This window comes from Chelativorans sp. J32 (assembly GCF_000518985.1).
Taxonomy (GTDB): Bacteria; Pseudomonadota; Alphaproteobacteria; order Rhizobiales; family Rhizobiaceae; genus Chelativorans.
In genome coordinates this window covers 181,384-207,313 of the sequence record NZ_JAEQ01000002.1, presented here as the reverse complement: position 1 = coordinate 207,313, position 25,930 = coordinate 181,384, and the positions used below count along the sequence as shown (strand labels likewise).

23 protein-coding genes are annotated in these 25,930 nt (G+C 60.2%); 16 read left to right on the top strand and 7 right to left on the bottom strand.

Annotation, left to right across the window (positions count from 1 at the left end; translation table 11 throughout):
• The first annotated feature begins 25 nt into the window (after positions 1-25).
• From CHEJ32_RS0104225 to CHEJ32_RS0104190, 8 genes are all read left to right on the top strand, one after another.
• Positions 26-1,654, top strand: coding sequence for an amidohydrolase (locus CHEJ32_RS0104225; protein ID WP_028032740.1), 1,629 nt, complete (start codon positions 26-28; stop codon positions 1,652-1,654).
• A gap of 76 nt (positions 1,655-1,730) precedes the next feature.
• The gene (locus tag CHEJ32_RS0104220; RefSeq protein WP_028032739.1) at positions 1,731-3,329 is read left to right on the top strand and encodes an ABC transporter substrate-binding protein; all 1,599 of its coding nucleotides are present in this window, start codon (positions 1,731-1,733) and stop codon (positions 3,327-3,329) included.
• A 145-nt stretch (positions 3,330-3,474) separates the two neighbouring features.
• The gene (locus CHEJ32_RS0104215) at positions 3,475-4,410 is read left to right on the top strand and encodes an ABC transporter permease (protein WP_028032738.1); all 936 of its coding nucleotides are present in this window, start codon (positions 3,475-3,477) and stop codon (positions 4,408-4,410) included.
• 5 nt (positions 4,411-4,415) lie between these two features.
• Entirely contained in the window at positions 4,416-5,237 is an 822-nt protein-coding gene (locus tag CHEJ32_RS0104210; RefSeq protein ID WP_028032737.1) for an ABC transporter permease, read from the top strand.
• Entirely contained in the window at positions 5,234-6,217 is a 984-nt protein-coding gene (locus tag CHEJ32_RS0104205) for an ABC transporter ATP-binding protein (RefSeq protein ID WP_028032736.1), read from the top strand. The genes CHEJ32_RS0104210 and CHEJ32_RS0104205 overlap by 4 nt, the downstream gene beginning before the upstream one ends.
• Entirely contained in the window at positions 6,210-7,184 is a 975-nt protein-coding gene (locus CHEJ32_RS0104200) for an ATP-binding cassette domain-containing protein (protein WP_028032735.1), read from the top strand. The genes CHEJ32_RS0104205 and CHEJ32_RS0104200 overlap by 8 nt, the downstream gene beginning before the upstream one ends.
• A 54-nt stretch (positions 7,185-7,238) precedes the next feature.
• On the top strand, positions 7,239-8,801 hold the full coding sequence (locus CHEJ32_RS0104195) for a D-aminopeptidase (protein ID WP_028032734.1): 1,563 nt from the start codon (positions 7,239-7,241) through the stop codon (positions 8,799-8,801).
• Positions 8,802-8,831: 30 nt separating this feature from the next.
• Entirely contained in the window at positions 8,832-10,007 is a 1,176-nt protein-coding gene (locus CHEJ32_RS0104190; protein ID WP_028032733.1) for a M20 aminoacylase family protein, read from the top strand.
• On the opposite strand, the gene CHEJ32_RS23870 is transcribed toward CHEJ32_RS0104190, so the two are convergent.
• Positions 9,964-10,917, bottom strand: coding sequence for a LysR substrate-binding domain-containing protein (locus CHEJ32_RS23870; protein ID WP_051469443.1), 954 nt, complete (start codon positions 10,915-10,917; stop codon positions 9,964-9,966). The genes CHEJ32_RS0104190 and CHEJ32_RS23870 overlap by 44 nt on opposite strands.
• A gap of 242 nt (positions 10,918-11,159) precedes the next feature.
• On the opposite strand from CHEJ32_RS23870, the gene CHEJ32_RS0104175 reads away from it, so the two are divergent.
• From CHEJ32_RS0104175 to CHEJ32_RS23865, 4 genes are all read left to right on the top strand, one after another.
• Positions 11,160-12,365: an FAD-binding oxidoreductase gene (locus tag CHEJ32_RS0104175; protein ID WP_028032732.1), complete on the top strand. Its 1,206-nt coding sequence runs from the start codon at positions 11,160-11,162 to the stop codon at positions 12,363-12,365.
• A 193-nt stretch (positions 12,366-12,558) separates the two neighbouring features.
• Positions 12,559-12,879: a hypothetical protein gene (locus CHEJ32_RS0104170; protein ID WP_028032731.1), complete on the top strand. Its 321-nt coding sequence runs from the start codon at positions 12,559-12,561 to the stop codon at positions 12,877-12,879.
• Positions 12,880-13,138: 259 nt separating this feature from the next.
• Positions 13,139-13,438, top strand: coding sequence for an I78 family peptidase inhibitor (locus CHEJ32_RS27890; RefSeq protein ID WP_028032730.1), 300 nt, complete (start codon positions 13,139-13,141; stop codon positions 13,436-13,438).
• A gap of 690 nt (positions 13,439-14,128) precedes the next feature.
• Entirely contained in the window at positions 14,129-14,953 is an 825-nt protein-coding gene (locus CHEJ32_RS23865) for a pentapeptide repeat-containing protein (RefSeq protein ID WP_051469441.1), read from the top strand.
• A gap of 114 nt (positions 14,954-15,067) precedes the next feature.
• Here the strand turns inward: CHEJ32_RS23865 and CHEJ32_RS0104155 are convergent, their stop codons facing one another.
• The 4 genes from CHEJ32_RS0104155 to CHEJ32_RS23855 all read right to left on the bottom strand — a co-directional run bounded on the left by CHEJ32_RS0104155 (position 15,068) and on the right by CHEJ32_RS23855 (position 19,953).
• Positions 15,068-15,766: a hypothetical protein gene (locus CHEJ32_RS0104155; protein ID WP_156936597.1), complete on the bottom strand. Its 699-nt coding sequence runs from the start codon at positions 15,764-15,766 to the stop codon at positions 15,068-15,070.
• Positions 15,763-17,424: a PQQ-binding-like beta-propeller repeat protein gene (locus CHEJ32_RS0104150; protein WP_198023815.1), complete on the bottom strand. Its 1,662-nt coding sequence runs from the start codon at positions 17,422-17,424 to the stop codon at positions 15,763-15,765. The genes CHEJ32_RS0104155 and CHEJ32_RS0104150 overlap by 4 nt, the downstream gene beginning before the upstream one ends.
• A gap of 105 nt (positions 17,425-17,529) precedes the next feature.
• On the bottom strand, positions 17,530-19,413 hold the full coding sequence (locus tag CHEJ32_RS23860) for a methanol/ethanol family PQQ-dependent dehydrogenase (RefSeq protein ID WP_245260956.1): 1,884 nt from the start codon (positions 19,411-19,413) through the stop codon (positions 17,530-17,532).
• 54 nt (positions 19,414-19,467) lie between these two features.
• The gene (locus tag CHEJ32_RS23855; protein ID WP_051469439.1) at positions 19,468-19,953 is read right to left on the bottom strand and encodes a ubiquinol-cytochrome c reductase iron-sulfur subunit; all 486 of its coding nucleotides are present in this window, start codon (positions 19,951-19,953) and stop codon (positions 19,468-19,470) included.
• Between the two features lie 420 nt (positions 19,954-20,373).
• On the opposite strand from CHEJ32_RS23855, the gene CHEJ32_RS0104135 reads away from it, so the two are divergent.
• Entirely contained in the window at positions 20,374-21,366 is a 993-nt protein-coding gene (locus CHEJ32_RS0104135) for an SMP-30/gluconolactonase/LRE family protein (protein ID WP_028032727.1), read from the top strand.
• 57 nt (positions 21,367-21,423) lie between these two features.
• On the opposite strand, the gene CHEJ32_RS0104130 is transcribed toward CHEJ32_RS0104135, so the two are convergent.
• A complete protein-coding gene (locus CHEJ32_RS0104130; protein ID WP_028032726.1) occupies positions 21,424-21,879 on the bottom strand; it encodes a pseudoazurin in 456 nt (151 codons plus the stop codon).
• A gap of 331 nt (positions 21,880-22,210) precedes the next feature.
• On the opposite strand from CHEJ32_RS0104130, the gene CHEJ32_RS0104125 reads away from it, so the two are divergent.
• The 3 genes from CHEJ32_RS0104125 to CHEJ32_RS0104115 all read left to right on the top strand — a co-directional run bounded on the left by CHEJ32_RS0104125 (position 22,211) and on the right by CHEJ32_RS0104115 (position 25,030).
• A complete protein-coding gene (locus tag CHEJ32_RS0104125; RefSeq protein WP_084032668.1) occupies positions 22,211-22,960 on the top strand; it encodes an ABC transporter permease in 750 nt (249 codons plus the stop codon).
• A gap of 174 nt (positions 22,961-23,134) precedes the next feature.
• Positions 23,135-24,163 (top strand): ABC transporter substrate-binding protein, encoded by a 1,029-nt coding sequence (locus tag CHEJ32_RS0104120; protein WP_198023814.1) that lies wholly within the window; start codon positions 23,135-23,137, stop codon positions 24,161-24,163.
• Between the two features lie 45 nt (positions 24,164-24,208).
• Positions 24,209-25,030: an ABC transporter ATP-binding protein gene (locus CHEJ32_RS0104115; protein ID WP_028032723.1), complete on the top strand. Its 822-nt coding sequence runs from the start codon at positions 24,209-24,211 to the stop codon at positions 25,028-25,030.
• 41 nt (positions 25,031-25,071) lie between these two features.
• Here CHEJ32_RS0104115 and CHEJ32_RS0104110 read toward each other — a convergent pair whose 3' ends face one another.
• Complete coding sequence (locus tag CHEJ32_RS0104110) at positions 25,072-25,884, bottom strand: ABC transporter permease (protein WP_028032722.1); 813 nt, start codon at positions 25,882-25,884, stop codon at positions 25,072-25,074.
• Positions 25,885-25,930: the final 46 nt, after the last annotated feature.

Genomic DNA, 25,930 nt, shown 5'->3' with positions numbered 1-25,930 from the left:
CTCTTTGTTTGACGGGAGGGTGACAGTGGCGAGAGGGCAGTTTCTTCAGGCGGACACCATTCTGCATAACGGCACGATCTGGTGCGGTCATGGGGAAGGAGTGGTAGAGGCGCTCGCGATCTGGCAAGGCAAGGTGCTTGCGGTCGGGTCGAACGACGATATCCTCAACCTCAAGGGTGCCCAGACACGCCTGATCGATCTGAGCGGCAGGTTTGCCACCCCTGGTCTCAACGATGCGCATCTGCATCTTGTGGCCACCGGGCTTACGCTTTCGTGGATCGACGCAACACCGCAAAAGGCGCCTACCCTCGACAGCCTGCTCGATGCCATCAGGAAGCAGGCGGCGGTGACGCCACCTGGAGCTTGGATTCGTGCGCGAGGCTACGATCAGAACAAGCTCGATGTGGGCCGCCACCCACACCGCAGCGAGTTGGACGCCGCCGCCCCCGACCATCCAGTCATGCTGACGCGCGCCTGCGGACACGTGTCCGTTTTCAACTCGAAGGCTCTCGAACTCGCAAAGATCGACGAGTCCACACGAGTGCCGGAAGGCGGCATCATCGAGCAGCGCAACGGAAAGCTGACCGGCATGGTGGCCGAGACTGCGCAGCGGCTGATTCGAGCGATCATCCCGAAGCCGACCACCTCCGAGATCATAGAAGCGATCGAGAGAGCAGGAAATCTGCTTCTCTCCTATGGCATCACCAGCGTAATGGATGCTGCCGTAGGGCAGGTAGGCGGCTTTGACGAGATCAGGGCCTATAACCTTGCAAGGTCGAGCGGTAGGCTCCCGGTGCGCACGTGGCTGGTCCTTCTTGGCGATCCAGGCGTTTCCATCGTCCAGCAATGCCACGCGGCAGGCCTGATCTCGGGCATCGGCGACGAGATGCTCACGATAGGCGCCGTGAAAATTTTTCTCGACGGCTCGGCCGGCGGGCGCACCGCCTGGATGAAAAAGCCTTATCTCGGCGAGGATGACAATAAAGGCACGCAAATCCTTTCAGACGAGGAGCTTGAGGGGCTGGTTCTCGACTATCATGGCAAGGGTTACCAGCTGGCGTGCCACGCCATCGGCGACGCCGCAATCGAGCAGTTGATCACCGCGTATGAGAAGGCGCTTGCGAACGTGCCGGACCCGGACCGCAGGCATCGGATCGAACATTGCGGCTTCTCCAATGACGAGCAGCACAAGCGCATGCGAAAGGCCGGCATCTACCCCTGCCCGCAGCAGGTATTCATCTACGATTTCGGCGACGGTTACATCTCGGTTCTGGGCGAGGACAGAGCCCTGTCGAGCTATCCGCTCAAGACCTGGCGAGACTTGGGCTTCAAGCCGGCGACAGGCAGCGATTCACCGGTCTGCCACCCCAATCCGTTCCCGAACATCTACACGATGCTGACGCGCAAGACCGGGAAAGGTACGGTTATGGATGCGCGGGAGCGTGTGTCCATTGGGGAAGCGCTGCAGGTCTATACCGAATACGGGGCGTTCTCGCAGAAGCTCGAGGATGTGAAAGGCAAGCTCGTTCCAGGGCATTTCGCCGACGTCGCGGTGTTCTCGCGCAACATGTTGGAAGCGACGCCAGAAGAGATCTTGCACGATACACAATGCGTACTCACGCTGCGCGGCGGCGAGGTGGTCTTCGTCCGGTAGAGGCTAGCAGCCGTATCGGCAAGAAAGAGGGGAAGGTTACCCACACAACGGGTGCCGGACAACAATGGAGAAGGTTATGGCTGGAAGATCAGCATTTGCTCTGGCGCTTGCCGCGTTTCTGCTTGCGGCAGGTGCATCATCCGCCCGGGCGGACGAGCCGCGGCAAGGTGGCACGCTCAACTATGTTGCACCGTACGGGTCAAGCTTCTCGTCACTAGACATCCATGCCTCGGCGCAAATCCAGGACGCAATTTGGTCCAAGGCCATCCACAAACCGCTTTATGACTGGGACGCCGACGCGAACCAGCCTGTGCTGGCCCTCGCGACCGATGTCGCGGCGTCGGACGACGGACTGGTCTATACTTACAAGTTGCGCCAGGACGTGTATTTCCACAACGGCAAGCAGATGACGGCGGACGACATCATCTGGACCTATACGCGGATCATGGATCCGCAGAAGGCTTATCCGTCGGCGCGGTTTATCCGCTACATCAAGGGAGCCGCGGAATATAGCGAAGGCAAGGCGGAAGCGATTTCCGGCCTGAAGAAAATAGACGATTTCACGCTGGAAATTACATTCACGGACCCGATGGATCCGGCCTATTTGCTGATGCGAAACGTTACCTCGATCTATCCGAAGGACGAGGGTAACAGCGAGGAGTTCCTCAAGCATCCGATCGGCGTCGGGCCTTACAAATTTGCCGAATATGTCCCCGGCTCACGCCTTACCGTGGAAAGATGGGAGAAGTACTTCGACTCCGGCAAGCCTTATCTCGACAAAGTAAATATTATGATCATGGGGGATGCCTCGGCACGCGACGTGGCCTTCCGCAACAAGGAGATCGATGTTTCTGTTCTGGGCCCGGCGCAATATGTGGCCTACAAGGCGGACCCGGAAATGTCGAAGTACATTCTGGAGGTGCCGGAGGTCTTCACCCGTTTTGTCGGCTTCAACCTCGATTATGAGCCGTTCAAGGACAAGCGTGTCCGCCAGGCAATCAATTATGCGATCGATAGCGATCTGATCATCAAGCGACTGGCTAAGGACAAGGCTTATCGCGCAACAAGCTGGCTGCCGATCTCTTCACCGGCCTATGACAAGGATGCCAAACCCTATCCGTACGATCCCGAGAAGGCCAAGGAGCTTCTGAAGGAAGCAGGCTATGCGGAGGGCTTTGAGTTCGAGCTCACCGCAACCCAGAACGAGAGCTGGGGCCTGACCATCGTGGAAGCTATCATCCCGATGCTGGCGAAGGTCGGCATCACGGTGAAGGCCAAGCCCGTGGAAAGCTCGGTGCTGTCGGAAGTCGTTCCCGCTGGCGATTTTCAGGCTTTCATGTGGTCATATACGAGCGGGCCGGATCCGCTCACGGCGCTGCTCAACTTCCATTCGGAGACGCCTCAATCGAGCGGCAATTATGAGAAGTTCAACAATCCCGATTACGACAAGCTGATCGATGCCGCCAAACAGGCCAGGAACGAAGACGAAAAGAACGAACTCCTGCGCCAGGCCAACAACCTCCTCCAGGAGGAGGCGCCGATGTGGTTCTTCAACTACAACAAGGCGGTGATCGCATATCAGCCCTGGCTGCACGGGGCACAGCCCAACTCTATGGAAATCGCGCTCCAATCTTACGAGAAAATCTGGTTCGACGAGAGCGCACCGTCTCGTTGATCGAAGCCGAAGCAACCGGCGCGGGCAATCTGCCGGCGCCGGTTGTCCTCCGGGTCTCGGCGTGGCTGTCCTGTAGAGGGATTGCAGGTTATCGCAAACCTCCCATGCAGAGATTCACTGCAAAAATGGAAGGAGAACGGGCTCGGTGCTCCGTTTCATCTTACGCCGCCTTCTGCAGATGGTTCCGACAGTGATCGCGGTATCGCTGCTGATTTTCATCATCTTCAGCGTCGTGCCCGGCAGCATCGCTTCCAGCATGATTGCGGATGGCCGCGGCGCCAATGACCCCGAACTGATCGAGAGGCTCAACCGCGAATTCGGTCTCGACCGGCCGGTCCACGTCCGCTTCGGCGACTATATCTGGAACCTTGCGCAGTTCGATCTCGGCACATCCTTTCGCACACGTCAGCCGGTAACAGAGTTGATCGGGGAGCGGATTTGGCCCACCCTGAAGCTGGCGATTGCCGCCATGTGCGTGGCGATCGCGATCGGCCTGCCGCTTGGCTTCTTCGCGGCGATGAGGCCGGGTAGCCTGCTCGACAGCATCACCATGGTCGGCGCGGTATCAGGTCTCTCCGTGCCGCAATTCTGGCTTGGCCTGCTCGCCATGTACCTCTTTGCGCTGACGCTCGGCTGGCTGCCGAGCTTCGGATATGGCGAGGGAGGTCTGCGCAATCTCGTTCTGCCCGCCCTGACGCTCGGCGTGGGGCCAATGGCGCTGCTGGCGCGCACCACACGCGCTGCGGTCCTGGAGGTCATGAGCACGGACTTCATTCGTACCGCGCGATCCAAGGGCATGAGCAGTTTCCGGCTGGTGAAATGGCACGTGACGCGCAACGCGTTGGTGCTGATAATCACCACGCTAGGGCTGCAATTCGGCTCAATGATGGGACAGGCGGTCGTTGTCGAGAAACTATTTTCTTGGCCGGGCCTGGGTTCCCTGCTGATCGATAGCGTAGGCTTGCGCGATATACCGGTGGTGCAAGGCAGTATACTGGTGCTTGTGCTCTGCTTTCTCGTCATCAACACAGTTGTCGACGTCCTCTATGCGGTCATCGACCCCCGCATCAGCCACGGGTGAATGCCATGGGACTAAGACTCAACCTTGTGCTTGGCGGCACGCTATGCCTCATCGTCATCGTAGCGGCAGTGTTGGCACCCTGGCTGACGCCTCTCAGCCCGGTGATGGACGCGGACTTGATGAATGCCGAACTGCCACCGAGTGCAGAATTCTGGTTCGGGACGGACGCGCAAGGCCGCGACGTATTCACCCGCATTCTCTATGGCGCGCGGGTTTCGCTCACTGTGGGGATCGGATCGCAGCTCATCAATACCACCATCGGGCTCATCCTGGGCATATCGGCCGGCTACTTCGGCGGCTGGTGGGATGACCTGGTCAACGGCCTGACGAACCTGATGCTGTCGGTGCCGTCGCTCATCTTCGCACTCGCTATCATGGCTGTCCTGGGCCCCGGTCTATCCAGCCTGCTGATCGCGCTTGGCCTCACCAACTGGTCATGGACCTGCCGCATCGCCCGCAGTTCGACATTGTCATTGAAGAGCCAAAGCTATGTGCAGGCAGCCAAGACGCTCGGCTACAGCGATTTCCGCATCATGCTGACGCAGATCCTGCCCAATATCGTCGGCCCGGTTCTGGTCATCGCCACACTCGGGATGGGAGATGCGATCCTTGCCGAGGCCGCGTTGTCCTTCCTGGGGCTCGGCATCCAGCCACCGCAGCCGAGTTGGGGCAACATGCTGACAGATGCGCGCGAGCTGATCGCCATCGCGCCGTGGGTCGCGATCTTTCCCGGACTTGCGATCTTCATGACCGTTCTCGGGCTCAATCTCTTCGGCGACGGACTGCGTGACTGGTTGGACCCGCATATGAGGACACGGCCGGTATGAGCGGGACACGCGCGCTTCTGGAGGTGCAGGACCTGCAGATCGACATTGTGTCAGCGAAGCACCGGCACAACGTGGTCGAGAATGTCTCCTTTACCATCGACCACGGCGAGACCTTCGGCCTCGTCGGCGAGTCCGGCTGCGGCAAGAGTATCACGGCACTTGCGATGATCGGCTTGCTACGATCCCCGCTCGTCATCAGCAGCGGCTCGATCCGCTTCAGGGACAGGGAATTGCGCGGCTTGCCGGAGCGGGAGCTTCGCAAGCTGAGGGGCAATCGCATCGCCATGATCTTCCAGGAGCCGATGACGGCGCTCAACCCGGTATCTCCGGTGGGTCGCCAGATCGCGGAAATGTTCGTTCTTCATCAGGGGGCGACCTGGCATGAAGCGGAACGAAAGGCTGTCGAAGCGCTCGCCAGCGTGCAGGTGCCAGCGCCGGAACAGCGGGTGAAAAGCTATCCACATGAGATGTCGGGCGGTATGCGCCAGCGCATCATGATCGCCATCGCCTTGGCCTGTAAGCCGGATCTGTTGATCGCCGACGAACCGACCACGGCGCTAGACGTTACCGTCCAGGCGGAAATCCTCAAACTGATGAAGGAGCTCTGCTCGGCACGCGGCACGGCCGTGCTGATGATCAGCCACGATCTCGGCGTGATCGCCAAAATGTGCAGGAACGTGGGGATCATGTATGCCGGGCATCTGGTCGAGCAGCGGCCCGTGGAAGCCATATTCCGCTCGCCCTCTCACCCTTACACCAACGGCTTGCTCAACTCGCTGCCGCGGCTCGGTTCCCGTGGCATTCATGGCCGCAAGCGCCTGCAGGAGATCACTGGAGTCGTGCCCTCTATTTCCGCTTTCCCTGCCGGCTGCCGGTTCCAGCCGCGCTGCGAGCGTGCGAGCGCGCTGTGTGCAACCACGCAACCCGACCAAGCCGATCTCGGAGATGAGGGTTATGTCAGGTGCTTTCACCATGGATAATCGGGCCGGGCCGTTACTGCGAGTAGAAAACCTCAGCGTCCACTTTCCCGTGAGAACCGGGCTCCTCGGACGATCACGCAGGCTGGTGCGCGCTTTGAACAACGTCGATCTGACGCTCGAGAAGGGCGAATGCCTGTCGGTGGTTGGCGAGTCGGGATGCGGCAAGTCCACGCTGGCATTTTCCATCGTCGGCCTGCAAACGCCGACTTCCGGATCCATCCATTTCGAAGGCCGCGCGATCACCGGGAAAGCTCAGCCCTCGCGCATCGAGCGCGCGCGTATGGCGCAAATTGTCTTTCAGGACCCCTACGCGTCGCTGAATCCGCGCCAGACCGTGCTTACCTCGCTCGCAGCGCCTCTGCGGTTGCAGGGCATCGTCAACAATGGCGAGGTTGAGGGGCGCGTTATGGAGATGATGCGCCTGGTCGGACTGAGCCCGGACAAGGCCAAGTGCTTTCCGCATGAATTCTCGGGCGGCCAGCGCCAGCGTATCGGCATCGCCCGCGCCTTGATACTCAGTCCCAAGGTGGTGGTGCTGGACGAGCCCGTATCCGCCCTCGACGTTTCGATCCGCGCACAGATCATCAATCTGCTGCTCGACCTCAAGGAGAGGCTGGAGCTTTCCTACATCATGATCAGCCACGATCTCAGCGTCGTCGAACATATGAGCAACCGCGTCGCTGTGATGTATTTTGGCCAGGTCGTCGAAGAAGGGCGCTGGGATCGAATCTTCGGCAATCCCGCACATCCCTATACGCGCCGCCTAATCGCGGCGATACCAGATCCCTTTGCCGCGTTCACCACCCCCAGCCTGATCGACGAGGCCGGAGCGCAAGGGCCGCCCCACGGCTTCGACTACCATCCGAGGGAGTTCGGCACCCACGATATCTACAGCGACCCTCCGGCTTCGCAGCTCGTTTCCATAGGTGACGATCACCGGGTGCGGCTCGTGCCGGCAGCGGCGTAGGCGTGCAGGCAAGTATCGGTGCCGCGTTTGTCGCGGCCTTTTGAGGGATGTGAGGTGACAGGAGCAATCGACATTTCCGCCCTGGAGCGGGCAATCCTCTGCCTGCCCCAGCAGTTCAAAGGGCCAGGCGGTGCAGTCGGCGTCGTGGAGTGCGGCAAGATCGTCGCGCGGCAAGCGTGGGGATACGCAAACCTGGCGACCGGCCTAGCCATGACGACGGCGACGCGGATGCCGATCTGCTCCATCACCAAGCAGTTCACTTGTGCGGTTCTGCTGGATCTGATCGGCGATCCCCACCTGCTCGACGCGCGCCTTGCTGATTATCTGCCGCACCTGGAAGGCCATCCGCCCGGGGTGGTGGATCTCTGCAATATGCAGTCGGGCCTGCGCGATTATTGGGCGCTGACGGTGCTGCATGGCGCGCACCCGGAGGGCGTATTCCCGCGCGAGGCAGCAAAGCCCCTGCTCGCCAGCGCGCGCACGACCCACTTCGAACCGGGCAAGAGCTATTCCTATTCGAACGGGAACTTCCGGATTCTGGCGGATCTGCTGGAGGAGTATGCCGGCCGTTCTCTCGCAGAACTCTATGTTCAGCGAATTTTCGACCGGGCCGGCATGCACACCGCTCTCCTGACCGCCGACACCAGCACGCCGCTGGACGGCGTACTGGGCTATGAGGGAAACGACCGCGTCGGGTTCTTCCCCGCCACGAACCGCATCTATTGGGAGGGGGACGCGGGCATCTCGGCATCGCTGGACGACATGCTCGCCTGGGAGATCTATATCGATGCGACCCGGGACGACCCTGATGGTCTTTATCGCCGCCTCTCCGAAAAACAGACATTCTCGGATGGAAAACCGGCGCCCTATGGTTACGGCCTCGTCCACGGCCACGTCGGCGATGCCGCCACGACAGGGCATGCCGGGGGGCTGCGCGGCTTTCGCCTGCAGCGCTTTCACGTCGCATCGAGGAGATTGTCGGTTGTGGTTTTCTTCAATCATGAAGCAAGCGCAAACGAAGCCGCGCTGACGCTGCTGCGGGCGGGCCTCGGTATTGAAGAAAAGCCGAGCCAAGCTTATCCGGTGGATCCGGATTGGAACGGCAGTTATCTCGACCAATCCAACGGCCTGCTGCTCGAGATCCATATTAGTGGAGAAGGCATGGAGGCCCGCTATGCCACGTCGCCCGAACGCCTCTTTCCCGGTCCCGGCGGCACGCTCGTTTCCCCCTCGATGACGCTTGCGCGTGCTGGCGATACCGTCAGGCTCGAACGCCCAAGGGAGAATCTGGTCGCAACTGCGAACCGGGTGACGGGCGACAGCGTTCAAGACCTGCCAGGACGATATTTCTCACCCGAGCTCGCAGCCTTTCTGCATATCGATATGGCAGGAACCTGCCTCTTCGGCTGCTTCGAAGGCCTGCATGGCCGCGGCCCCATGCACGCGATCTATCCCGCGGGAAAGGACGTATTCGTCTTGCCCTGCCAGCGGTCCATGGATGCACCCGCTCCGGGAAGATGGACCATCCAAGTAAACCGGAACGATGCCGGACAGATCTGCGGGCTGACCGTGGGGTGCTGGCTGGCAAGAAACATCCCCTACCGGAAAGTCGATTGAAAGCCTGACAACGCCGAAGAAGAGACGCTCATGCCTATCCTGAATCGCGTAGCCGAAATGCAAGACGAGATTGCCGGTTGGCGCCGTCACCTGCACCAGATACCGGAGCTTGGTTTCGACGTTCACCGCACCGCTGCCTTCGTCGTCGAAAAGCTGAAGGAATTCGGCTGCGACGAGATCGTGACCGGCATCGGCCGAACCGGTGTCGTCGGCATCATCCGCGGTCGCCGGGGCGATGGCCCAACAATCGGCCTGCGTGCCGACATGGATGCCCTTCCAATCCATGAGACCACCGGCAAGCCCTATGCTTCGACTGTTCCGGGCACGATGCATGCCTGTGGCCACGACGGCCACACCGCCATGCTCCTGGGTGCAGCCAAATACCTGGCAGAGTCACGCAATTTCGCCGGTAGGCTTGCGGTCATTTTCCAGCCGGCGGAAGAAGGTGGCGGCGGGGGTAAGGAGATGGTCAATGACGGCATGATGGAGCGTTTTGCCATAGAGAAGGTCTTCGGCATGCATAACCGGCCGAGCATGCCGATCGGACATTTCGGCATCCGCCCTGGCCCAATCCTGGCCGCTACGGCCGAGTTCACCATCACCGTGAAAGGCCGCGGCGGGCATGCTGCGCTACCGCATCACACGATCGACCCGATCGTCGCCGGCAGCCAGCTTGTCATTGCTCTCCAGAATATCGTCGCGCGCCACACCAATCCTCTTGAATCCCTGGTCGTGTCGGTAACCACGTTCCATGCGGGCGAAGCCTACAATGTGATCCCCGCCCAAGCCGAGATCACGGGGACCGTGCGCACCTTGAAAAGGGAGGTCTCCAAGAGCGCAGAGGAGCGTATCCGCACCATATGCAACGGAATCGCCGCCCTTTTCGGCGTGACGGTGGATCTCGCTTACAACACGAATTACCCGGTCACCTTCAATCATCCCGATGAGACGGAGTTTGCCGGCAACGTCGCTGCGGATATCGCTGGCGAAGAGCAGGTTGACAGGAGCTTACCGCCGGCCATGGGCGGGGAGGATTTCTCCTATATGCTGGAAGCCAGGCCCGGTGCGTTCATATTCATGGGCAACGGCGACTCCGAGTATCTGCACCACCCCGCTTATGATTTCAACGATGAAGCGATCCCCTATGGTGTGAGCTACTGGATCAAGCTGACCGAGAGTGCTCTGCCTGCGAAAGCCGGGACGTGAGTTCAGATTTGGATTTCGCTTCGATGCTTCCCCGCTGCCTGACGATCGCGCCCACGCGCGAAATGAACTCGGCGCAGATGCGAGACTGCGGCACAAGCTCGTTGTAGAGAGCGACGACTTCGAACTGTATGGCCGGCGTTATCCGCGATATCGTGATGCCGCTGTTGGAAAAAGCCTGCGCCGTGAAAGCGTCGATCACGGCTGTCCCGCAATCCTTCTCCGCAAGGGCACATGCGATGTAATAGGTCTGCACACGAATGGCCGGGGCGGCCGCGAGCCCCAACTGCCGTAGCCGGACATCCAGCTTCCGTCCAAGTGGATCGCCTTCCTCGAGCCCTATCAAGCGCTGCAGGTCGAGATCGGTCAACTGCATCTCGCCATTCTGTGGCTTTGCCTGCTTGCTTTGAACACAGACGAGTTCGGCGGTTCCAAGCGTCTCCATATGAATGCCTGCCGTCGGGATCGGGTCGAGCGCAATGCCTACATCGATTTCCTGGGACAACAGGGCTTCGACCAGCCGTCTGCCGTGCTGCGTATGCACCTTGTAAGTGAGGCTCGGGTGCCGGGATTGGAACTGCTGGATTGCCTGAGGCACCAGGCCGAAGCCAAAACAGGGAAGGCATCCGATGCGAAGATGCTCCTGCTCGCGCGCCAAAAGGTTTTGACTGAGCCTTTGCACCTGGGTGAGTTGACAGAACAGCTTGTCAATTTCAGCCGCCAGCAACTTCCCTTCCCGCGTTGGTACAAGACGGCCTCTGATGCGTTCGAAGAGGGGAAAACCAAGCCGTTGTTCCGCGTGCTTTACAAGCTTGCTCGCCGCAGGCTGGCTGATCCCAAGCAACTGTGCAGCCCGGCTGATCGCGCCGGTCTGAAAAACTGCGTGACAGACTTCGATGTGGCGCAGCTGCATGGCCTGAGGTTCCCCAACCTATAGTTTTGCGGAATAGATACCAAAATAAAAGGAAGTTGCACAGCAACCGGCCGGTACTCATAGTCCGCCGCAGGAGATGCCATGTCAGCATGTCGCCGCTGCTGCACATTGGCGATGAGGGGAATGGAGCCAGGGTCGCGAGGAACTTACGCATGAGCGCAGATGTGAGCCAGCAAACTGCCGTTCAGGGCCATCGGCCGGGCGCTTAAGGGAGATCCCGCATGACACAGGCGATCGTTCTCGGCGCAGGAATGGTTGGCGTCTCCACCGCGCTGCACTTGCAAACGTGCGGTTGGTCAGTGGCACTGGTCGATCGCACCGGCGTGGGAATGGAAACGAGCTACGGCAACGCCGGTCTCATTCAAGGCGAGGCTGTCGAACCCTACGGCATGCCGAGAAAGCTCCGCCAGCTCTGGGCGATAGCGCGCGGCGCTTCCAACGATGTCCGCTATGACCTGCGCTCCCTGCCGGGACATTTTGCTCCGCTCTTCCGCTACTGGTGGCATTCTGCGCCGAAGCGCCACCGCCGGATTTCAGCTGCATATTCGCAGATGGCGGCGGCGGCCACGCGGGAGCACCAAGCGCTGATAGAACGCGCTTCGGCCGATCACCTCGTGCGGCGCGAGGGCTTCCGGGTCATGGAGCGCGATGAGGAGGCGATGGCAGCAGCGCTTGCCGATGCGGAGCGGGTGCGCGCCGAATACGGTGTCGCCTTCAAGTTCCTATCCGCGTCGGAGCTTGCCGCGGCCGAGCCAGCCCTGAAACAGGCGGGCGTAGGAGCAATCCATTGGCTGAACGCGTGGTCGGTCAGCGATCCCGGCGCACTGACCAAGGCGTATGCCAAATCCTTCACCGATGCGGGAGGCACGATAAGCATTGGAGAAGCACTCTCGCTGCGCCAGAAGGCATCCGGCAGCTGGCAAGTGGACACGCAAGGCGGAGTGCTCGAGGCGGAGCACACCGTTGTCGCCCTGGGCCCTTGGTCGCCTGAACTGCTGCGCCGTTTCGGCTATAACTATCCTATGGTTCGTAAGCGCGGCTATCACCGCCACTATCGATGCCAGCCTACCTTGCACATACCGCTGCTGGACGCAGCCAATGGATATGTGATGGCGCCCATGGCTCGCGGTTTGCGCATCACCACCGGCGCTGAACTCTCCGCGCCGAATGCCCCCTCAACACCGTGGCAGCTTGAACGCGCCGAACGGGCAGCACGTGAGCTCATTTCTCTTGGCGAGCCGGTAGAAGATCAGCCCTGGCTAGGCACGAGACCTTGCATGCCCGCCATGCTGCCTGTCGTCGGTCAAGCGCCACGGCACAAGAACCTCTGGCTGAATTTTGGGCACGGCCATCAAGGTTTCACGCTGGGCCCCGTAACTGGCCGCGCATTGGCGGAACTGATGTCTGGAGAACAAGGTGTTCTCTAGTTCCAGCGGATTCTCTGCGAAACCCGAAGAGTGGCAGTCGCATCGCCCTTTTCCCGGCAGCTGCGGACTTAGCGGCCGGTAGATATCCAGCGGTCGGAACGCAGTTTCCGCTGACCTGGATAATCCCTGGGCAAAGAACTGTGGGAACGGCTGCTCCGACACGGAGTTAGTCACCCAGAAAGAGAGGTGACGAATGATGAAACGCATCAGTCTACTCCTGCCGGTCCTTCTGTTCGCCGCGCCGTTCAATGCCCTTGCTCAAGATCACATGATCGACGGCAAGGCGGTCCCCGAAGGTCAGATGAGCGCTGTCGAAGAACGCTGCTCTGAGCTTCAGGCACAGCAAGGAACGACAGGCACTCAACAGCCCGAGACGACCATGACTGAAAACGCTGGTGACCAGGCCCGTCAAAGCACGAGCGAGAGCGGAGAAAACGCCGCGTTTGACGTTTCAGAGATCACATTGCAGCAATGTATTGACGGCGGATTTATCGAGGGAAACACCGATCAATGACCGATACGCGGCCCAGCCCTCACTTAGGCTAGGCCAATCCTCGCGCCCTGCGGGGAACTCCTCGGGCGCGCCACTCACTTTTCGTTGGGGTGGCCTCGCCCGGGAGTTTTGCACTCCGACCTACTTGGAACTTCACCGCGACTCGGAGTTTGGTGAGCGCCCTCGCTCTTATGGGAGCCTTACCGTCATCCGGCACCTATTGCCAGCATGAGCCACGTCTGATTTACCCTTCACTGCTTTTCATGAACGAGGTTCAGCTTTGATTTGCGCGCGTCACCTTGCCGTTTTTGCAGCCGCTCTCCTTTCCCTGGGTTTAGCGGGTTGCCAGAAAGAACCACCTATTGCTGAAGCGTCTGAAGGTACTTGCAAGCCGGAGGCCGCCCAGGCCTTGGTCGGGCGGGACAGGGTGACCGACGAACAAGCCAAGCAGTTGACCGGAGCGACCATCGTGCGCCAGGTCAAGCCTGGCGACCCGGTGACGATGGATTTCCGCGAAGATCGCGTGACGATCGAAACCGATGCGGATACGGGAAAAATAGTCCGGGCCACCTGCGGTTAGACACGACGGATCACGGGTCAGAAGCTGCGGTCTCTCGCTAAGATCCCCGTATGGCAACCAGCCTGCTCGATCGAGCCACCCACCCGGCTAAACGGCGGTCATTCCGGGTGTCAAAGCAGGAACCGAACGTTTGCTTGTTCGCAGGCGCCATGTGTGTTTCTCTTGGGGCAAGCGTCACCCGGCCCGAGGTCACGTCCCATGGAGCCACCAGTTCGGTCTATGGTCATTTCGCTGCGGTGCTGATCCTGGCTGCAATACTTTACTTCGCCGCTAGATCACTGATGTGAAACCGCCAAGCACCGGTCGCCGCTCGCCTCATGCTGGCTCGGCGTCACGTCCTTACCCGCAAATGTCATCCTGCCTCCAGCTGATCTGTCTCGGCCGCCTCGCAGTATAGAATTTTCCCTGAAACTGAGGTCCTCTCCGGGTTTATGTATGAACTACCGTACTCTCAAGAAGCCTCAATGGTATCGCTTAACCCTGAAGGTCAGAGGCTACCGGGTTCTTTCGCGGCCCGTCACGGTGTCACTTCCCGCCAGTGTGGAAAGCGTCTCGCCACCCCAGAAATCCGCGCTTTGGCACGCTTGCTCCCGTAGTTCCCCATGTATTAAATGCATCGGTTCCTTCTTGAACCCGCCCCTGCAACTTGGATAGATTAGCCTGACTCCATCCGAAAGGCGCGAACTCATTTTGGCCCGTCTGATCCTCACCGTTTTTGCTTTGACCAGCCTTTGTTTTCCGGCCTTTGCCCAGAGCGGCGGCCGGATATGTCATCCGGTCATCTCGCAACCCTTCGCCCCCCTCCCCTCGATTGATCGGTCGGAGCCGCTCCCGGTTGGTGATGCGCAGGCGTTCCTCGCAGGAGGAACGAAGGATTGTCCCGGCTGCAGTCTGAAAGGGGCACAGTTGCAACGGCGCGATCTCGCGGGCGCAGATCTTCGCGGCGCGGATTTGTCCGGTGCCTCGCTGCACCGCGCATCGCTCACCGGCGCAAAGCTCGATGCGGCGAACCTCGCAGGCGCCAATCTCAACCTGACAGATCTGAAGAACGCATCACTGATCGAAGCGAACCTCAATCAGGCATTGCTCTACAGGTCGGATCTGAGCCGCGCCGTGCTCACGCGCGCGGATCTCACCTGGGCGCGCCTGCAACACGCGCGGCTGACACAGGCGCAGTTGCAGGAAGCCAAACTTGTCCACGCCATGGCGATGCAGGCGAATTTCACCGGTGCGGACATGCGCAAAGCCGATCTGCAACTCGCCAATCTGCAAGGGGCCAACCTCCAGCGGACGGATATGCGAAGCGCGGTGCTGACGAATGGGGGCTTCATCGAGGCGAATTTCACCTCGGCGGATCTCAGCCTCGTCAATGCCTTCAATGCCGATTTCATGTCCGCGAATTTCACCGATGCCCGCATGGTCAACGCCGATCTTCGCGGCATGCGGCAGGACGATGCCGTGTTCGCTTGCGTGCGGATCGAAAACGCGCTCATAGGCCCAGCCACAGGAAACTAAGCTTCCTGTGGCCGTAAAGCGCTGTACGTCCTTTGCGACGCACAGCGAGGTTATGTTTATTGAATCGAAGCGACGGCGCGTTCCGAACCGCTCCGGTTTTCAGGATAGCCGGTTTCAGCGCTGCTGCTTCATCTCGAAGCGCGCCTGGCTGATAAAGAGACCCGGCTGCACATTGCCGAATTCGTCCGTGAAGGACTGTCCTGCACGGTGGTAGTATTCGCTTTCGACGGAAAGCTCGACTCCCTCCACTGACTTGCTGCAGCGCTCCCGCAATTTGAAGCTGGCCACCGGCGTCTCTCCCGGCACCTCAGGCAGGTCCTCGCATGTCCAACCTTCCACCCCGTACCGGCGCTTGAGCATATTGCCCAGCGCCCAGGCATTGCTCCGGTCGGCTGGCTCCACCCCACGCGGATCGGTCACGAGGCGAAGCCCCCGCACAACTCCGTCACCATCCAGCAGAACCGTGGGAACGACGGGGAAGCCGAAAACCTTCGTGCCCTCGCAGAGCGCTAAAGCGCGTGTCTGCTCAAGGGCACGTGCCACGAACTCCTGCTCATCGTCATAGCGGAAGGCGACTTCAAAAAGCCCGTCTCCTTCCGGCCTGCACTGTTTGAAATCCTCAAAGCTCGACAACAGTTTGCCGGGAGGGCCGCCATTGCTTCCGCAGGCATGATCGGTAAAGCCACCCGGCAGATCCCGGATCATCGATCCTAGCTGGATATCCCACACGCTCGGTCCACCCTGGCACGCCAAGGCGGGCGAAGCTGCCAGCAACGTCACGAGGCAGGTGCCGATGAGTTGGAGCCGTCTCATGGCCGCAGCCCCAGAACAGCCAGGACGAAAAGCGGCTCGGACAACCCCATTTCCGGTGGGCGATAGGAGAGATTGCCAGTGTAGCTGTTTCCACCGACGACGACCGCGATGAACTGTTGGCCGTCTACCTCAAAGGTAATCGGCGGCACGTCCGTCAGCGAACCGAATTTGGTGCTCCACACCGTTTCAAGCGTTTCATCATTCAGGGCATGGAGCGTGCCCTCGGCGGTGGTCGTAAACACCAGCCCTCCTGCAGTCGCCAAGGCGCCGGCATGCAGCGGAAAATCAAACAACCGTTGCGCCTTGACCGTCCCGCTTTGCGGATCGACAGCCGTCAGCATGCCCATATCGGCCGCAGCCCCGGAATAATAGGCGCCGAGCCAGCCAGGCGCCGATTCCGTACGAATGACCGGGATGTTTTCGGAAAGGCACCCGTCGGCCCCTGAACCATAGGCAAGAGCGGTCCTAGGGCTGTAGGCGGAAGCGAATGACGACGCCCCCTTGATGTTCGGGCAGTCCGGGCGGCCTTGCCAGGCACCCGACTTATAGGCCTGAACATCCGCGCTGGCCCGATACTCGACCGGATGACCCGCTTCATCGATGCCGGCGGTCCATTCGAGCCCCACGACATAAGGAGCCGCGATCTGGAATTTCCCTTGCTTGCCGGTCAGGCCGTAGAAATAACCGTTATTGGCGAAGTGCGTGACAACGGGCTCGCTCGCACCAGCAGGATAGACCAGCTGATGCGTTCCGTCCTCAGAGAAACCATTGATATCCCCCGGAGTATACTGAAAATGCCAACGCAACTCGCCGGTCTCCACGTCGATCGCGAGGACGCTGTTGGCATGCAGATCGTCTCCGGGACGGGCCTGCGGATTGTAGCGGGGATTGGGATGGCCGGTCCCCCAGATGGTCAGGCCTGTTTTGGGGTCGAAAACCCCTGTCTGCGAGATCGTTCCGCCGCCAAGGGCGTTATCGGTGGTGCCTACATGCCATAACGACGAGCCCGTCTTCGCATCGATGGCGTCGATCCTGCCGATGGCGCCCCGCTCGGCACCGCCGCTGCCAACGATGATGCGATCGCCGACCACCAGCGGAGAGGCCTGAATGGTGTATCCTTGCTTAGGATCCCCCACCTGGACAGACCGGACGGATTTGCCGGTGTCCTTGTCGAGCCAATGAATATGGCCGTCGGAAGAAGCGGCAATAACGAAATTTCCATAAAGGGCCAAGCCTCGGCCGGCTACGAACCAACTGTCGAGATCAGTCTGCAATTCGCTGTTCTGCCAGACCACCTCGCCCTTTTTTCGTGCATCCAGCTTTGAGACGTGACCCCAGCCATCGACGATGTAGATGAATCCGTCTTCCACCAGCGGGCTCATGGGCAGCGCGTTCCGGAAATTGCCGCTTCCTTCGATCAGCCCACCGAGAGGAACGCTGTAATGAACAACCAGTTTCGACGCATTATCGCGATTGATGCCAGCGAGGCTGGAATAACGGCTGCCGTCATAAGCGCCGAGATTCATAAGCCAGTTCTGGGGCTCCTCCGCCGCATTGAGGAGGCGTTGCGGCGTGACCTCGGCGGCGATTGTGCCGGATGCGCTCCATAGCGCAAAGCCGATCCCCAGGATGCATGCAGGGACAGAAATGGATTTCATGATGCCTAACATCTGCGACGGCGATACGAGCATGCCCGCACCGCCGTCAAAATGAGCTCATAGAGCCTGTAACCCGCCCCGGCTTAACCGAGGCGGGTTGCTGCATTAGTTGTTGTCCGGGAGTGCGAAGACCCAGATCACGCCGCCGGTCGGAACCGTCGGACCCGGCTTGAACTTGTCCGGATAAGATGTGGCGAGACGGCTCTGCATGGACGCAGCGTCAATACCCCAACCGGCCTGCACCGAGACATACTGCTTGCCGTCGACCTCAAAGGTGGAAGGCACACCGATCACGCTCGAATTGAGCTTGGTCTCCCAGACGACATCGCCCGTCTTGGCGTCGAAGGCACGGAACATGTTGTCATTCGTTCCGCCACCGAACACCAGACCGCCAGCCGTGGTCATGAGCGGGCCCCAGTTCGCCGAATTGGGGAACTCATGCTTCCACACCTGCTTGCCGGTCGACAGATCCCAAGCCTGGACTTCGCCGATATGGTTCGCGCCTTCGGCCAGATAGAGATCGGAACGGTCACCCTGCGTGCCGCGCGTGAAGCTGGCGCCGGGACGGTATTCGACCACGGTGCCGCCCTGCATCTTGGTGCAGAGGTTCTCGTTCGCCGGGATGAAGACGTAGTTCGTCTCCGGGTCATAAGCGACGGGAGGCCAATCCTTACCACCCCAGAACGAGGGGCAGAAATCGCCGAGGATACCCGTACCCGGCTTCGTTCCCTCGGCATATTCCACGCGGCCGGTCTCCGGATCCATGCTCTTGATCCAGTTTTCCTTCACGTAGGGTGTGCCGCGGATGAACTTGATCTCGCCTTCGTCGGTCCGCTCAAGCTCCCAAAGCACGCCGTTACGGGCGGCATGCACCAGGCCCTTGACCTTCTCGCCACCATTCTTGCCCGGCAGATCGACGAGGATCGGAGCGGCCACTTCGTCCCAGTCGAACGAGTCGTTCGGATGGTATTGGAAGTGTCCCTTGATCGCGCCGCTCTCGGGGTCGAGCGCAATCACCGAAGTGACATAGAGGTTGTCGCCCGGGCGCTGATCGCCCATCCACGGGCCGCCATTTCCGACACCCCAGTAGATCAGCTTGCTTTCGGGATCGTAGTGACCGGTGATCCAGGTCGAGCCGGCACCCGTCTTCCATGCGTCGTTGTCAGGCCACGTCTCCGAACCCGGCTCGCCCGGAGCAGGTATGGTGTAGGTGCGCCAGAGTTCCTTTCCATCGTCGGCATTGAAAGCCGCGACGAAGCCACGGATACCACGTTCGCCGCCCGAGGTGCCGACAATGACTTTGCCGTCGATCACGAGCGGGGCCAGGTTCGCATAGTAGCCGTTCTTGTAATCCTCGATTGGCACGGTCCAAACTTCGGCACCGCTCTTCGCATCGAGTGCGACCAGAACTGCGTCGCGCGAGGTGAAGAAGATCTTGTCGCCCCAGAAGCCCACACCGCGGTTTGTCGGGTGCGAAGTGTGCATGTCCTGAGGAAGCGCGCGCTGATAACGCCACAGGATTTCGCCGGTGTCAGCCTTGATAGCCATCACCTGGTTGCTCGTCGTCGTGGCCTGAGTGACGAACATGATGCCGTCGATTACCATCGGCGGCGACTCATGTCCTTCAGCTGCTCCGGTAGAGATCATCCACACCGGCTCCAGGTCAGCCACGTTCTCCGTGGTGATCTGCTTCAGCGGGCTGTAGCCCCATCCGTCATAGGTGCGGCGATAGTTCGGCCAGTCACCATCGGCGGGGTTTGTCAGCATGTCCTGGGTCACGGGTTTGTAATCCGGGATCACGACCGGTGCGGCCGGTGCTGCGGGAGCACCTGCGGCGGCAGGTGGGGCTCCGGGGCCAGCCGGAGGAGCCGTCGGTCCGGCCGGAGGTGCGGTGGGTCCCGCGGGCGCCTGCTGAGCAAGCGACGTGGACACCATGAGCAGGGCAAGCCCCGCGCCAAGTAAAGTTGAAGAAGCTAATCTACGCGACATAATTCCCTCCCTAGAGAGCGCGATGAGAAAGTGAAGATATACGTACGGGTGGGGTCAGCCCCCAACGCGCCCGTCGAAGCCAGAAGCTACAACGATCTTGTCCCCGTCCAGCTTGAGAGCAAGAGCGGGCAGCTTGCGGTTGGCGGGTCCTTGCATCACCGCACCGTTCTGCCGAGGATCGAAGCGGGACAGATGGCAAGGGCACTCCATCAAGAAGTTCTCAGCAACCCAGCTGGTAACCTCGCATCCCTCATGCGTGCAGATCGCGCTTTGCGCGACGACGCCTCCGGCTGCGTATTGCTGCCCTTCGGGGCTGAGCACGGCGGGATCCCACCGGGTCAGCACGAGCAGATTTTGCCAGTTGTCGCTGCGCACCGTCTGTGTGGCCGAATCCGCCGGCCATGCCTGGACCGGCGCCGAGTTTGGCACAATGTCGTCTGGCGTAAGCGGGGTCGTCTGGTCATCGCCGCTGGCGCGAACGAGATAGTCGCCCGGCTGGGGAGGAGCGGAAGCTGCATCCGAGCTTTGGTCTTGGGCCAATGCCGGTGCTGCTGCGATCCCGACGATGCCGCCAACGACTAGGCGGCGATTAACGTTTCCCCCACAGCATCCTACTGTGGACTGTTGGTTTTCCGAATCACGTTTCAATGGATGACGTCCTGAACTCGTTAACTGGGCCCAAGGGCCCATTCTTAACACCGCATCGGAGAATTCAGTGAACTTTCACATCCCCAGGCCGCTGACCTCTGGGTCACCTAGGGGAACCTCCTCACATCATCTAGGCTATAAAGAGAAGCAGGTGACTGCAAGTAAAAAAGTCGCAGTTAAGTCTACCCACGTGACCCGTTTCAGTGGCAACATGACATGCCCGCAGCGAAAAGCTGCTCCATGGCCAGGGAGTGTACGGATTCCCGTATTCATTGCTCCCGCGCACATACTTCACGATAGGAGGTTTCAATCATGAAATATCTGGTACCGACCATGCTTGGTCTGCTTCTTACGGGTTCCACGCTGGTCCATGCACAGGATGCGAACCAGGGCGACAAGCCCTTCGAAGCAGGACAGCCTCTCGGCGTGACGGTCAACGGCAACTACACGGCCATGTCCGACAACGTCAAAGTCTACGGTGCGATCGTGAATGCGGAAAGCTGCTCCTACGACGAATCGCGAGACCTGATCGTGGCAGTCAACAGGGGGGCGAATCAGGATGAGGCGCCGAATGACGGCTTCATCTCCCTGATCAATCACGACGGTTCGGTTCACACCGCCCGCTGGATCGGCGTGAATCGCAACGGGTTGGTTCTCAACCAGCCATTCGGCAGCGACATCGAGGGCGGCAAGCTTTACGTGGCCGACCGGGATGGCGGCACCGACGAGAACACCCCCACCGTTTCCGTGATTCGGATGTTCGACATGGAGACCGGGGCGCCTGCCGGCGAAATCAAGACGGAGGAATCCCCCGGCTTCAACGACATCGAGGTGGCCTCTGACGGCACCATCTACGCGACGCAGACTTCCGCCGGCGGTCAGAACCCCGATCCTTCGACCTTCCGGGTCTTCAAGATCACCCCGGACGGGACCTCGACCGTCTTGATCGAAGGCGATCCGCTCAACCTGCCGAACGGCATCGCCATCGACAATGACGGGAATCTCGTCGTGGTGAACATCGGAGACAAGGCCGTGTTGACCTTCTCGCCCGAAGGCGAACTGATCAAGACCGAAGAGGCCGCGCAAGGCGGAAGCGACGGCATCGTGATCATGGAAGACGGGACGAAATACGTCAGCAGCGTCAGGGAAGGCGGAATTTCCCGTATTTCCCCGGATGGAAAGGCGGAACTCATCGCCACCGGCATCCCGAGCGCCGCATCCATGTGCTACGACGCCGGCGCAAACCAGCTCGTCATCCCGATGAACCCCAACAACGCCCTCGCATTCGTCCCCTTGGGAGACTGAAGCCGGCGCCATTGAGAATGCCTCCCGGCGAAAAATTGCCGGGAGGCAGATCCGATTTTACTGGGTGGCGGAAGCCTGCTCGAAATATGCCGTCATCCGCTCAGCAGCCTTGTTCGGCAGCTTGACGGCCTTGGCTTGTTCGAGATTGGCGGGGTTGTCTCCAACCTGGATCAGGCCGACCATGCCCATTCCGTAATGCGGGGCGCAGCGGTAACCGTAGACGCCTTCCTGGTCGAAGGTGACCTTGATCTCCTCGTTGATCTTACCCTTCCACATTTCGGCGCCCTCGGGCACCATGCCCTTGATGGCTTCCGAATTGTGCCCCTTGTCGGTGGCAATGAAGGTCACGGTGTCGCCCGGCGCAATCTTCAGATATGCGGGCTCGAAGACCATCATCTCGCCATCGCTGCCCTTGTTGAGCATCTTCACTTCATGATCCGCCGCAATTGCAGGAAGGCTGAAAGCCACGCCCGCAAGAGAAGCAGCAAGCATAATCGTCCTGATCCGTCGCATTCTTTTTCTCCCTATTGAGCCCAAGAGGGCTTTCAACGCGAAACGAGCGCGGTTTTCCGCTTCAGACCCGCCGCTTCACCTTGGAAAGGCGAAACTGTCAATCGTGTCAAGCGTTCCAACGTCTCATCAGCTGGGCGAGGAAACAGGTTCGGATCGAAAACCGTCGTTGAAGATGACCGCCCTCCACGGCTCGCGGGCAAAGAAAAGCCATTTCCTGCACGGAGCTGGCAGGTCCCCTCGCCCACTTTGATCTGGACGCATGCCAAGGATTTCTGCTCAATAGATTTGCGCCTCCATTCCAAAATCGATGGCGACCGGGTTGAAAGCTTCGATGATCACCGTCTACCGCCTACTGGCCTTCGTGCTGTTTCTTCTCCTCTGGTGGGTCATATCCCTGGTCGTCGGGGAGAACCTGATCCCTACCCCGCTCAGCACGCTGTCGGCCGCGCAATACTTAATCGGCGACGGAAGAATCGCGCAGCCGCTGCTGAGCAGCCTTGGCGTCTATTGCAGCGGCTATGCGCTGGCGGTTGTGGTCGGCATTCCGATCGGGATGCTGATGGGAGGCATCCGCGATCTCGGTCGCACCCTGGACATTTATGTGAACGCACTCATGGCGACGCCGAGGGTTGCCTTCATTCCCCTCATCATCCTGTTTCTCGGCCTCGGCCCCGAGGCAAAGATCGCGGTCGTCTTCCTCGGCGCCGTCATTCCCATCCTGATCGGCACCTATTCCGGCATTCTCAACAGCGATGCCGAACTGATCGAGATGGCACGCTCCATGGGAGCGACCCGTTCCCAGATCTATTGGCGGATCATGCTGCCGGGCGCGCTTTCCTTCGTCGTCATGGGGCTTCGGATCGGGGCCACCATCGGCTTGATCAACACCGTCGTGGCGGAGCTTTACACTGCGGCCAGCGGATTGGGCGGATTGCTCGCGCTTTACGGCAATACTTTTCAAATGGCGCGCTACTTCGTTGTCGTTCTGGCGCTGGCGCTGATCGGGGGACTTGTAAGTCAGGGACTGAGAATGCTGGAGAACTGGGCCAGCCGCTGGCGAGTCACGACGGCTGGAAATTGAGCCGGACGAGTTGTTGCCGGCTTCCGCGCTTGATATGAGTTTGAAGATTGTTCTATCGAGGAACGAAGCGTCCAGCGCGGCTGATTCTCTTCCATTTTGCGCAAGTGGCCAAATGGGCGGGAACAACTTCTCATCCGATGGGACGAGGATGCTCTGAGAAGAGGAGGAGCTTCAGTGGCCAAGCCTGTCCATTACTTCAAACTTGGAATTGTCGCCGCGGCGGCGCTTCAGATATTCGCACAGGGCGCAGCGGCTGAACCTTTTCGCCTTATCGTAACCGATCTTACGACTCCGCTCGTCCCGAACTCCGTGATGGATCTGGCGGTGGAGCTTGGATATTTCGAGCGTGAGGGCGTCGATGTCGAGCTGGTCAGGGTTCAGCAGACGCCATCGGCGCTGGTGGCGCTCCGTGCCGGTGAAGGCGAGATGGCCAATATCTCGGTGGATTCCGTTCTGCAGCTGGTCGCGCGCGATCAATTGGGGATGAAAGCAGTCCTTTCTCCCAACAAGGCCCTCCCCTTCCTCATCGCTTCAAAGTCGGAAATCGCTACTCCGGACCAGCTTTCCGGAAAGAGCTTTGCCGTCGGCCGGCTGGGCAGCCTTGATCATACATTGAGCACCAAGGTCCTGCAGACGAAAGGCGTCGACACCGAGTCGCTGAAATTCGTCGGCATTGGCCAGCCGAGCGTCCGCGCCCAGGCCCTCGCCGCCGGGCAGGTGGACGCGACGACCATGTCGATCGGCGTATGGTTCTCCTTGCCGGACAAGGATGGACTGCACGTCCTGGTCGACCAGGATGAGTACTATGCCGCCGCACCCGTCGTTCAGAAAGTCAATGTCGTCATGGACGAGGTTCTCGAGAAGCGCCACGACGACGTGGTCGCGGTCACGCGGGCTATCATCGCCGCCTCGCGCGATTTCGCAGCGGATCCCCAGAAATGGGTCGACGCGATGGCAGAGGCGCGGGACGATGTCAGCCGGGAGGACCTCGAGGCGCTTGCCGAGGCTTTCGCCGAGAGCTGGAGCGTCAATGGTGGCCTCAATCGTGAAGAATTGGAGTACACGGCCAACTGGGCCTATGAGAGCCCGGACTTTGAAGGCTTGCAAAAGGTCGACCTTGAGCAATGGGTGGATTTTTCCATTGCTGATGAGGCGCTGGAAAAGCTCGGAAAGGCCGAAGGATCTGATCAGCCTGTGCGCTAGAATCAACGCAATGAGCGGGCGGGTCGGGTCAGCCGTGGCGATGCTATGAACCCGGCTCCTCCCGTCGTCGTTTCCGGCGTATCGAAAACCTTCCAGCGGGCGCGGGACCGAAGCCCCGTTGAAGCGTTGAAGGACGTCTCCCTCAACCTCCGTGCCAACACCTTCGTTACGCTCCTGGGGCCTTCCGGTTGCGGGAAGACCACCCTTCTCCGCATGATCAACGGCCTCATCAAGCCGGATTCTGGACAGGTCCTCGTGTTTGGCGAACCGCCGAAGCCCGGTCCGCGGATTGGCTTTGTCTTCCAGTCTTTCCGCCTCATTCCCTGGCTGACGGTTCGCAACAATGTCGGCTTCGGCCTCTCGCTTCAGGGCGTCGACCAGGGCGAGAAGAACGATCGGGTGGAATACTATCTTAAGCTGGTGGGACTTTCCCGTTTCGCCGACGTCTATCCGCACGAACTGTCCGGTGGAATGAAGCAGCGCGCCGCACTCGCCCGGGCGCTCGTCACCGAGCCGGAAATCCTCCTGATGGACGAACCGTTTGCCAGCCTCGACGCCCAGGTCAGGGAACTGATGCAGATGGAAATGATGCGGCTCTGGTCGGAGCGCAAGAGCATCGTGCTCTTCGTTACGCACAGCGTCGATGAGGCTGTCATCATGGCCGACCAGATCGTGCTGATGGGCCCCCGGCCGGGACGTATCGTCGAGACAATCGACGTGACCTTGCCGAGACCGCGATGGGATGCAGAAATCAGGATGCGGCGCGACTTCGTCGAACTGAGAGGATATCTCTGGAACCGCATCCGCGAGATGGTGATGCGGGATCCTTCCTCGGACTTCTACACAGGCGAATCCGACAGCATCTGAGGCTGCTGGCGAAGTCCTATAATGCCGGTGGGCTGTGCCCTTTAGACTTCCACTGCCCCGCGCCGGCGAATAAGACCGCGTTGCGGATCGTAGCCGGCCACCGCGAGCAGGAAGCAGACAACGCTCATGGCCACCACGACGCTCAGCGCAATTCCGTTGAACTGGCCATAGGCTGCGAAGCGGATGAGTTCCACCGCATGGGTGAACGGGTTGGCCAGGGCGATCTGATAGAGATATTCAGCTCCGCTCTCCCGCACCTTCCAGAGGGGATAAAGTGCCGAGGAGATGAAGAACATCGGGAAAATTACGAAGTTCATCGTGCCGGCAAAGTTCTCGAGCTGCCTTACATAAACCGAGAGAAGCAAACCGATCGCCCCCAGCATGAGCGCTGCGGCGACCAGGGCGGGAAACACCAGAAGATATCCCAGGCCAGGTAGCCGCACGCCAAACAGCCAGGCGACGAGCAGAAACGCATAGGCCTGGAGCGTGGAAAGCGCAGCTCCGCCGATCAGCTTGCACAGAAGCAGGTACCACCGAGGCAACGGCGCGGTCAAAAGCAGGCGCATCGTGCCCATTTCCCGATCATAGACGAGCGATAGCGACGACTGCATGCTGTTGAAAAGCAGCACCATGCCGAGCAGTCCGGGAATCATATACTCCTGATAGGTGATGTAGGTCCGGTAGGGCGGAATGATCGACACGCCGAGAAGGTTGTGGAACCCGGCCGCGAACGCAATCAGCCACAGGGCGGGCCGGACCAGAGCGGAAAGCAGTCGGGCATATTGATGGGTAAACTTGATGACCTCTCGCCGCACGATGGCGCGGAGCGCTAGGAAGGCGTGGGCGCTTTTCATTGGCCTCTACCCAAAAGGTATGGTCCGAACTGGCAGCTGCAAAACC

Bases quoted from the DNA above. Each gene is read 5' to 3' on its own strand.
- CHEJ32_RS0104220 (WP_028032739.1), top strand. From the start codon at position 1,731: ATGGCTGGAAGATCAGCATTTGCTCTGGCGCTTGCCGCGTTTCTGCTT.
- CHEJ32_RS0104210 (WP_028032737.1), top strand. From the start codon at position 4,416: ATGGGACTAAGACTCAACCTTGTGCTTGGCGGCACGCTATGCCTCATC.
- CHEJ32_RS0104205 (WP_028032736.1), top strand. From the start codon at position 5,234: ATGAGCGGGACACGCGCGCTTCTGGAGGTGCAGGACCTGCAGATCGAC.
- CHEJ32_RS0104200 (WP_028032735.1), top strand. From the start codon at position 6,210: ATGGATAATCGGGCCGGGCCGTTACTGCGAGTAGAAAACCTCAGCGTC.
- CHEJ32_RS0104190 (WP_028032733.1), top strand. From the start codon at position 8,832: ATGCCTATCCTGAATCGCGTAGCCGAAATGCAAGACGAGATTGCCGGT.
- CHEJ32_RS23870 (WP_051469443.1), bottom strand. From the start codon at position 10,917: ATGCAGCTGCGCCACATCGAAGTCTGTCACGCAGTTTTTCAGACCGGC.
- CHEJ32_RS0104175 (WP_028032732.1), top strand. From the start codon at position 11,160: ATGACACAGGCGATCGTTCTCGGCGCAGGAATGGTTGGCGTCTCCACC.
- CHEJ32_RS0104170 (WP_028032731.1), top strand. From the start codon at position 12,559: ATGATGAAACGCATCAGTCTACTCCTGCCGGTCCTTCTGTTCGCCGCG.
- CHEJ32_RS0104155 (WP_156936597.1), bottom strand. From the start codon at position 15,766: ATGAGACGGCTCCAACTCATCGGCACCTGCCTCGTGACGTTGCTGGCA.
- CHEJ32_RS0104150 (WP_198023815.1), bottom strand. From the start codon at position 17,424: ATGAAATCCATTTCTGTCCCTGCATGCATCCTGGGGATCGGCTTTGCG.
- CHEJ32_RS23860 (WP_245260956.1), bottom strand. From the start codon at position 19,413: ATGTCGCGTAGATTAGCTTCTTCAACTTTACTTGGCGCGGGGCTTGCC.
- CHEJ32_RS0104135 (WP_028032727.1), top strand. From the start codon at position 20,374: ATGAAATATCTGGTACCGACCATGCTTGGTCTGCTTCTTACGGGTTCC.
- CHEJ32_RS0104130 (WP_028032726.1), bottom strand. From the start codon at position 21,879: ATGCGACGGATCAGGACGATTATGCTTGCTGCTTCTCTTGCGGGCGTG.
- CHEJ32_RS0104125 (WP_084032668.1), top strand. From the start codon at position 22,211: ATGATCACCGTCTACCGCCTACTGGCCTTCGTGCTGTTTCTTCTCCTC.
- CHEJ32_RS0104115 (WP_028032723.1), top strand. From the start codon at position 24,209: ATGAACCCGGCTCCTCCCGTCGTCGTTTCCGGCGTATCGAAAACCTTC.
- CHEJ32_RS0104110 (WP_028032722.1), bottom strand. From the start codon at position 25,884: ATGAAAAGCGCCCACGCCTTCCTAGCGCTCCGCGCCATCGTGCGGCGA.